We start from the raw sequence: 5,719 nt of genomic DNA, 5'->3' as shown, positions 1-5,719 counted from the left end.
AGAGCGCGCTAAAGCTAAACAACAACAGGACAATAAATAATGAATAAAGTTCTCATAACAACATTGCTACTTTGCACAGGGCTTATCGCTGCTGGATGTGAAAAAACCTATAGCGTTGCAGAATTTAAAAAAGATGAAAAATTACGCCTAGAGTGGGATGCGAAATGTGGATTTGCAGGAACTTCAAAAAATTGTGAAAACATGCGGTTAGCATTTTTAGAACTTCAGAAAGAGTATGAAGCAAAAGCAGCAGAAAGAAGTCGTAAAATTGACGAAGAAAATCGCAAATCAATGGAAAAATTGAAAGCTGAACAAGACGCTTGGATTGAAAAAATGAGAGCTAAACGAGAAGCAAGAGAACGCGCTAAAAGAGAAGCTGAACAACAACAAAATAACAATTAAGACACGATGAAGAGCGGAGCATCTAAATGGCAATAGTAACCAAAGGCATATTCACTAAGATAGACAATATGTTGATGAATCCCATTACAAAGACAATGGATAGCACCATTACACATCGCTATTGCGCTTTAGCTGCTCAACTTAAAGAGCCTTACTAACTATACAATAGATTTATGGCAACATTATGTCTGTCATCTCAATTTATCATCACTGGTTATAAAAACCGATAACACAAGCATAATTTAAAGATTGTGCTCAAAACTTGTAAAACTGAAAGGAAAAAGGGGAAATATTGATGAATAAAGTTCTCATAACAACATTGCTACTTGGCACTGGAATTATCGCTGCTGGCTGTGAAAAAACCTATAGCGTCGCAGAATTTAAAAAAAATCCAAAATTATTTGATGAATGGGTCACGAGATGTGGAGGGATAGGAACTTCAAAAAATTGTGAAAACCTAAGAGTAGCAGGCGCTGAACTTGAGAAAGAACGTCAGGCAAAAGTTGAAGAAGAAAATCGCAAAATAGATGAAAAATTTAAAGCTGAACAAAAAGCTTGGATTGAAAAAATGAGAGCTGAGAATGAAAAATTCCGAGCCGAACAAGAAGCAAAGCGACGTGCTGAAGAAGAACAAGAAGCAGAAGAGCGCGCTAAAGCTAAACAACAACAGGACAATAAATAATGAATAAAGTTCTCATAACAACATTGCTACTTTGCACTGGGCTCATCACAGCTGGATGTGAAAAAACCTATAGCGTCGCAGAATTTAAAAAAAATCCAAAATTATTTGATGAATGGGTCACGAGATGTGGAGGGATAGGAACTTCAAAAAATTGTGAAAACCTAAGAGTAGCAGGCGCTGAACTTGAGAAAGAACGTCAGGCAAAAATTGCAGAAGAAAATCGTAAAAGAGAAGAAGAAGATATAGCTGAAATGAGAGCCAGACTAAAAAAAATGGAAGCTAACACTAAAAAAAAATTAGAAGAACAAAGAGCAAAACGACGTGCTGAGGAAGAACAAGAAGCAAAAGAGCGCGCGGCAAAACAACAACAAAATAACCATTAAGACATAATGAAGAGCGGAGCATCTCAATGGCAGTAGAAAGCAAAGGCATATTCACTTGGATAGATAATACTGTAATGCATTCCCTTACAAAAACAATGGATAGCGCCATTACACATTGCTATTGCGCTTTAGCTGCTCAACTTAAAGAACCTTACAGACTATACAATAGATTTATGGCAAGATTATGTCGCTGCTCTAGATTTATCATCACTGGTTATAAAAAACCGATAACCTAGCATAATTTAAAAATTGTGCTCAAACCTTGTAAAACTGAAAGGAAAAAGGGGAAATATTGATGAATAAAGTTCTCATAACAACATTGCTACTTTGCACAGGGCTCATCACAGCTGGATGTGAAAAAACCTATAGCGTCGCTGAATTTAAAAAAGATGAAAAATTACGCCTAGAGTGGGATGCTAGATGTGGATTTGCAGGAACTTCAAAAAATTGTGAAAACATGCGGTTAGCATTTTTAGAACTTCAAAAAGAATATGAAGCAAAAGCTGAAGAAAGAGAGCGTGAAGCGGAAGAGAACGATCGCAAAAGATATGAAGAATTTATGGCGAAACAAAAAGCTTGGATTGAAAAAATGAGAGCTAATACTAAGAAAATACTAGCTGAACAAGAAGCAAAGCGACGTGCTGAGGAAGAACAAGAAGCAAAAGAGCGCGCGGCAAAACAACAACAAAATAACCATTAAGACACAATGAAGAGCGGAGCATCTCAATGGCAGTAGAAAGCAAAGGCATATTCACTAAGATAGACAATATGTTGATGGACCCCCTTACAAAAATAATAGATAGCGCCATTACACATCGCTATTGCGCTTTAGCTGCTCAACTTAAAGAACCTTACAGACTATACAATAGATTTATGGCAAGATTATGTCTCTGCCCTAGATTTATCATCACTGGTTATAAAAACCAGAACACAGCAGAATCTAAAGATTGTGCTCAAAACTTGTAAAACTGAAAGAAAGAAGGGGAAATATTGATGAATAAAGTTCTCATAACAACATTGCTACTTTGCACAGGGCTCATCACAGCTGGTTGTGAAAAAACCTATAGCGTCGCTGAATTTAAAAAAGATGAAAAATTACGCCTAGAGTGGGATGCTAGATGTGGATTTGCAGGAACTTCAAAGAATTGTGAAAACATGAGGTTAGCATTTTTAGAACTTGATAAGGAACGTCAGGCACAAGCAGCAGAAAGAGAGCGTCAAGCGGAAGAGAACAATCGCAAAAGAGATGAAAAAGATATGGCTGAAATGAGAGCCAGAATTAAAAAAATGAGAGAAGAGAATCAAAAATTCCTTGCTGAACAAAAAGCAAAAGAGCGCGCTGAAGAAGAACGAAGAGCAAAAGAGCGCGCGGCAGAAGAACAACAGAATAATAATTAAGACATAATGAAGAGCGGAGCATCTAAATGGCAATAATAACGAAAGGCGTATTTACTGATATAGATGATATGTTGATGAACCCCATTACAAAAACAATGGATAGCACCATTACACATCGCTATTGCGCTTTAGCTGCTCAACTTAAAGAACCTTACAGACTGTACAATAGATTTATGGCAACATTATGTCTGTGCTCTAGATTTATCATCACTGGTTATAAAAACCGATAACACAAGCATAATTTAAAGATTGTGCTCAAAACTTGTAAAACTGAAAGGAAAAAGGGGAAATATCTATGAATAAAGTTCTCATAACAACATTGCTACTTTGCACAGGGCTCATCACGGCTGGATGTGAAAAAACCTATAGCGTTGCAGAATTTAAAAAAGATGAAAAATTACGCCTAGAGTGGGATGCGAAATGTGGATTTGCAGGAACTTCAAAAAATTGTGAAAACATGCGGTTAGCATTTTTAGAACTTCAGAAAGAATATGAAGCAAAAGCAGCAGAAAGAAGCCGTAAAATTGAAGAAGAAAATCGCAAAATAGATGAAAAGTTTCAAGCTGAACAAAAAGCTTGGATTGAAAAAATGAGAGCTAATACTCAAAAAATACTCGAAAAACAAAGAGCGGAAACACGCGCTGAAGAAGAACGAAGAGCAAAAGAGCGCGCGGCAGAAGAACAACAAAATAACCATTAAGACATAATGAAGAGCGGAGCATCTCAATGGCAGTAGAAAGCAAAGGCATCTTTACTAAGATAGATAATATGTTGATGGATCCCCTTACAGACGCAATGAATAACGCCATTTCCAATCTTTCATTAAGCTTAGGTGCTCCGCTTAAGCTGTCTTGTACAATCTATATTATATTTATGGGCTACAATATCATCTATGGGCGCTCTTCCATGCCCTTATGGGAATTTATAGTGACAACTTTCAAACTGGGCATCGTTGTTGCACTTGCTACAAAAGCCGATGTTTATAATGAGTGGGTCAGTGGTATATTTTTCCATGATCTGCCGAATGCCATTTCAAATGTCACCCAAGGAGCACATGTGGATCGAAATGTATGGGACAATATGATAAACAAAGCTGGAGCACAGGTTTTGGACGCAGCAAACCAGTACACAGGTCTGACTCAAATGGGGAAGTTTATTGCGACATGGATTGCTGGTTTTATCTGCCTAGTTGCTGCTATCTTATTTTGTCTAGTCGGTTTTGTTGTTTCATTATTTGCTAAATTGGGTTTGTTTCTTGTCATATCAATAGGACCACTCTTCATAAGCCTCTATATGTTTTCCTCAACCAGAAAATTCACAGAAGCATGGTTAGGGCAAGTTGCAAACTTCATCATTTTATATGTGTTAGTCGTGCTGCTTGGTGGTTTATATGTCAAGATTTCAATGAAAGTTTTTTCAGGAGGTGTTGACAATATCATCACTACTTTAATTCAATTCTTGGTTGTTGGTATTGGTGGTATTCACCTTTTCCTCAGACTCCCTGATATCGCATCAGCTTTAGCCTCTGGGGGAGCCTCCCTTACAGGATCAGGACCAGTCGCTAAAACAACGGCTCAACTAACAGGTAAAGCTGCTAAAGCAACAGCCAACACGATAGCAAAGGGCGTTAAAAAATTAGCATCACTATTAAAATAAAAAACTAGCATCACTATTAAAAAAGGTCTAAGTTCAAATGCGGGAATTTAAAAAAATTGGGATTATCTTACCATTTCTCTTTCTCAGTGGCTGTGTGTCTTCACCAAACACACTGAAGTCACTCCCAAAGTGTGATGGATATTCTAAACGTCCACTCAACAGATCAATGTGGAATTGGGAAGGGAAAAAACCCACGCCCACACCCATTATCATCAGTAACAACACCCCTTCACCCGTAGAAGGTAAGCTGGAAATGCTTCTGGCACAAAAATTAACGGATGAAGAAATCAAATCTTACAAAAATTGCGGGCAAAAAGCATGAAAGAAAAAGACATAGAACAATACATTGCTGAAGCGCGCTCGTTTGATCAAGATCGCATGCTCGCCTCACGCCGCACCACCCGCGTCTCGCTTGCCATTGCCGGCATCGCAGTTGCTGTTGCAATAATGTCTTCTCTCGCGGTCATCACCCTCACGCCCCTTAAAACCGTGGAACCCTTTGTCATCCGTGTGGACAATTCAACCGGCATCACCGAAGTTGTGGAAGCCTTAAAAGAAGGTCCCACCAATGTCGACGAAGCCATCACACGCTACTTTGCTGCAAAATATGTCCGCTCCCGTGAAGGCTTCACCACAGAAGAAACACAACACAACTTCCAAACCGTCTCCCTCCTCTCTTCTTCTGAAGAACAGGAAAGATTTGCCAACTGGTATGGAGCAAGAAATCCCCAAAGTCCTCAAATTCTCTATAAACACGCCGCCGTTACAATAACAATAAAATCAATCTCCTTTATCAATGACGATGTTGCCCAAGTGCGTTACTACAGAACCATTCACGACAACGACAACAACAAAGAATTCATCACCCACTGGGTTGCAACACTTACCTTTGAATACATCAATGCCCCTATCTCTGTCCAAAACCGTTTGATAAATCCTCTAGGGTTTATTGTTAGTGAATATAGAACCGATCCGGAAGTGGTCAACTGATCATGACAAAAAAAATTCTTTTTCTCATTCTTAACATCGCTATTACCCTTTCTTTAACGCCTAGCCATGCCAGTATTTTTCCCACCCGCGCGCCAAGCGATAGCCGCATTCGCTTTATCAACTATGATGCCTATAATGTCACAAAAATTATTGGCTCCATACGCTCATCGGTACAAATAGAATTTTCTCCCAATGAAGAAATTGCCCA

Annotated in this window: 12 protein-coding genes and 1 pseudogene; all 13 read left to right on the top strand. The window is 38.6% G+C overall.

Features of this window, described 5'->3' with window-relative positions:
• The first annotated feature begins 39 nt into the window (after positions 1 to 39).
• Positions 40 to 402, top strand: coding sequence for an EexN family lipoprotein (locus tag ACFINM_RS09315; RefSeq protein ID WP_375621769.1), 363 nt, complete (start codon positions 40 to 42; stop codon positions 400 to 402).
• A gap of 26 nt (positions 403 to 428) precedes the next feature.
• Positions 429 to 560, top strand: a complete 132-nt coding sequence (locus ACFINM_RS09310; RefSeq protein ID WP_375621768.1) for a hypothetical protein — start codon at positions 429 to 431, stop codon at positions 558 to 560.
• Positions 561 to 697: 137 nt separating this feature from the next.
• Complete coding sequence (locus ACFINM_RS09305; RefSeq protein ID WP_375641207.1) at positions 698 to 1,084, top strand: EexN family lipoprotein; 387 nt, start codon at positions 698 to 700, stop codon at positions 1,082 to 1,084.
• Positions 1,084 to 1,467, top strand: coding sequence for an EexN family lipoprotein (locus ACFINM_RS09300; RefSeq protein ID WP_375641202.1), 384 nt, complete (start codon positions 1,084 to 1,086; stop codon positions 1,465 to 1,467). The genes ACFINM_RS09305 and ACFINM_RS09300 overlap by 1 nt, the downstream gene beginning before the upstream one ends.
• A 295-nt stretch (positions 1,468 to 1,762) precedes the next feature.
• Positions 1,763 to 2,167 (top strand): EexN family lipoprotein, encoded by a 405-nt coding sequence (locus tag ACFINM_RS09295; RefSeq protein WP_375620962.1) that lies wholly within the window; start codon positions 1,763 to 1,765, stop codon positions 2,165 to 2,167.
• Between the two features lie 26 nt (positions 2,168 to 2,193).
• Entirely contained in the window at positions 2,194 to 2,433 is a 240-nt protein-coding gene (locus tag ACFINM_RS09290) for a hypothetical protein (RefSeq protein WP_375620963.1), read from the top strand.
• A gap of 27 nt (positions 2,434 to 2,460) precedes the next feature.
• A complete protein-coding gene (locus ACFINM_RS09285) occupies positions 2,461 to 2,865 on the top strand; it encodes an EexN family lipoprotein (protein WP_375641200.1) in 405 nt (134 codons plus the stop codon).
• 26 nt (positions 2,866 to 2,891) lie between these two features.
• Positions 2,892 to 3,095 (top strand): hypothetical protein, encoded by a 204-nt coding sequence (locus ACFINM_RS09280; RefSeq protein WP_375641198.1) that lies wholly within the window; start codon positions 2,892 to 2,894, stop codon positions 3,093 to 3,095.
• A 65-nt stretch (positions 3,096 to 3,160) separates the two neighbouring features.
• Positions 3,161 to 3,565, top strand: coding sequence for an EexN family lipoprotein (locus ACFINM_RS09275; RefSeq protein WP_375641196.1), 405 nt, complete (start codon positions 3,161 to 3,163; stop codon positions 3,563 to 3,565).
• A gap of 26 nt (positions 3,566 to 3,591) precedes the next feature.
• Complete coding sequence (locus tag ACFINM_RS09270) at positions 3,592 to 4,521, top strand: type IV secretion system protein (protein WP_375641194.1); 930 nt, start codon at positions 3,592 to 3,594, stop codon at positions 4,519 to 4,521.
• 37 nt (positions 4,522 to 4,558) lie between these two features.
• On the top strand, positions 4,559 to 4,843 hold the full coding sequence (locus ACFINM_RS09265) for a type IV secretion protein VblB7 (protein WP_375620968.1): 285 nt from the start codon (positions 4,559 to 4,561) through the stop codon (positions 4,841 to 4,843).
• Positions 4,840 to 5,511, top strand: a complete 672-nt coding sequence (locus ACFINM_RS09260; RefSeq protein WP_375641192.1) for a virB8 family protein — start codon at positions 4,840 to 4,842, stop codon at positions 5,509 to 5,511. The genes ACFINM_RS09265 and ACFINM_RS09260 overlap by 4 nt, the downstream gene beginning before the upstream one ends.
• A 2-nt stretch (positions 5,512 to 5,513) precedes the next feature.
• Positions 5,514 to 5,719 (top strand): annotated as a pseudogene (locus tag ACFINM_RS09255) (P-type conjugative transfer protein VirB9); the annotation flags it as partial.

The sequence above is a fragment of the Bartonella sp. AA168HLJHH genome (genome assembly GCF_042197365.1).
Classification (GTDB): Bacteria; Pseudomonadota; Alphaproteobacteria; order Rhizobiales; family Rhizobiaceae; genus Bartonella.
The sequence above is the reverse complement of the archived record's forward strand: the minus strand, read 5'-3'. Positions and strand labels throughout refer to the sequence as shown.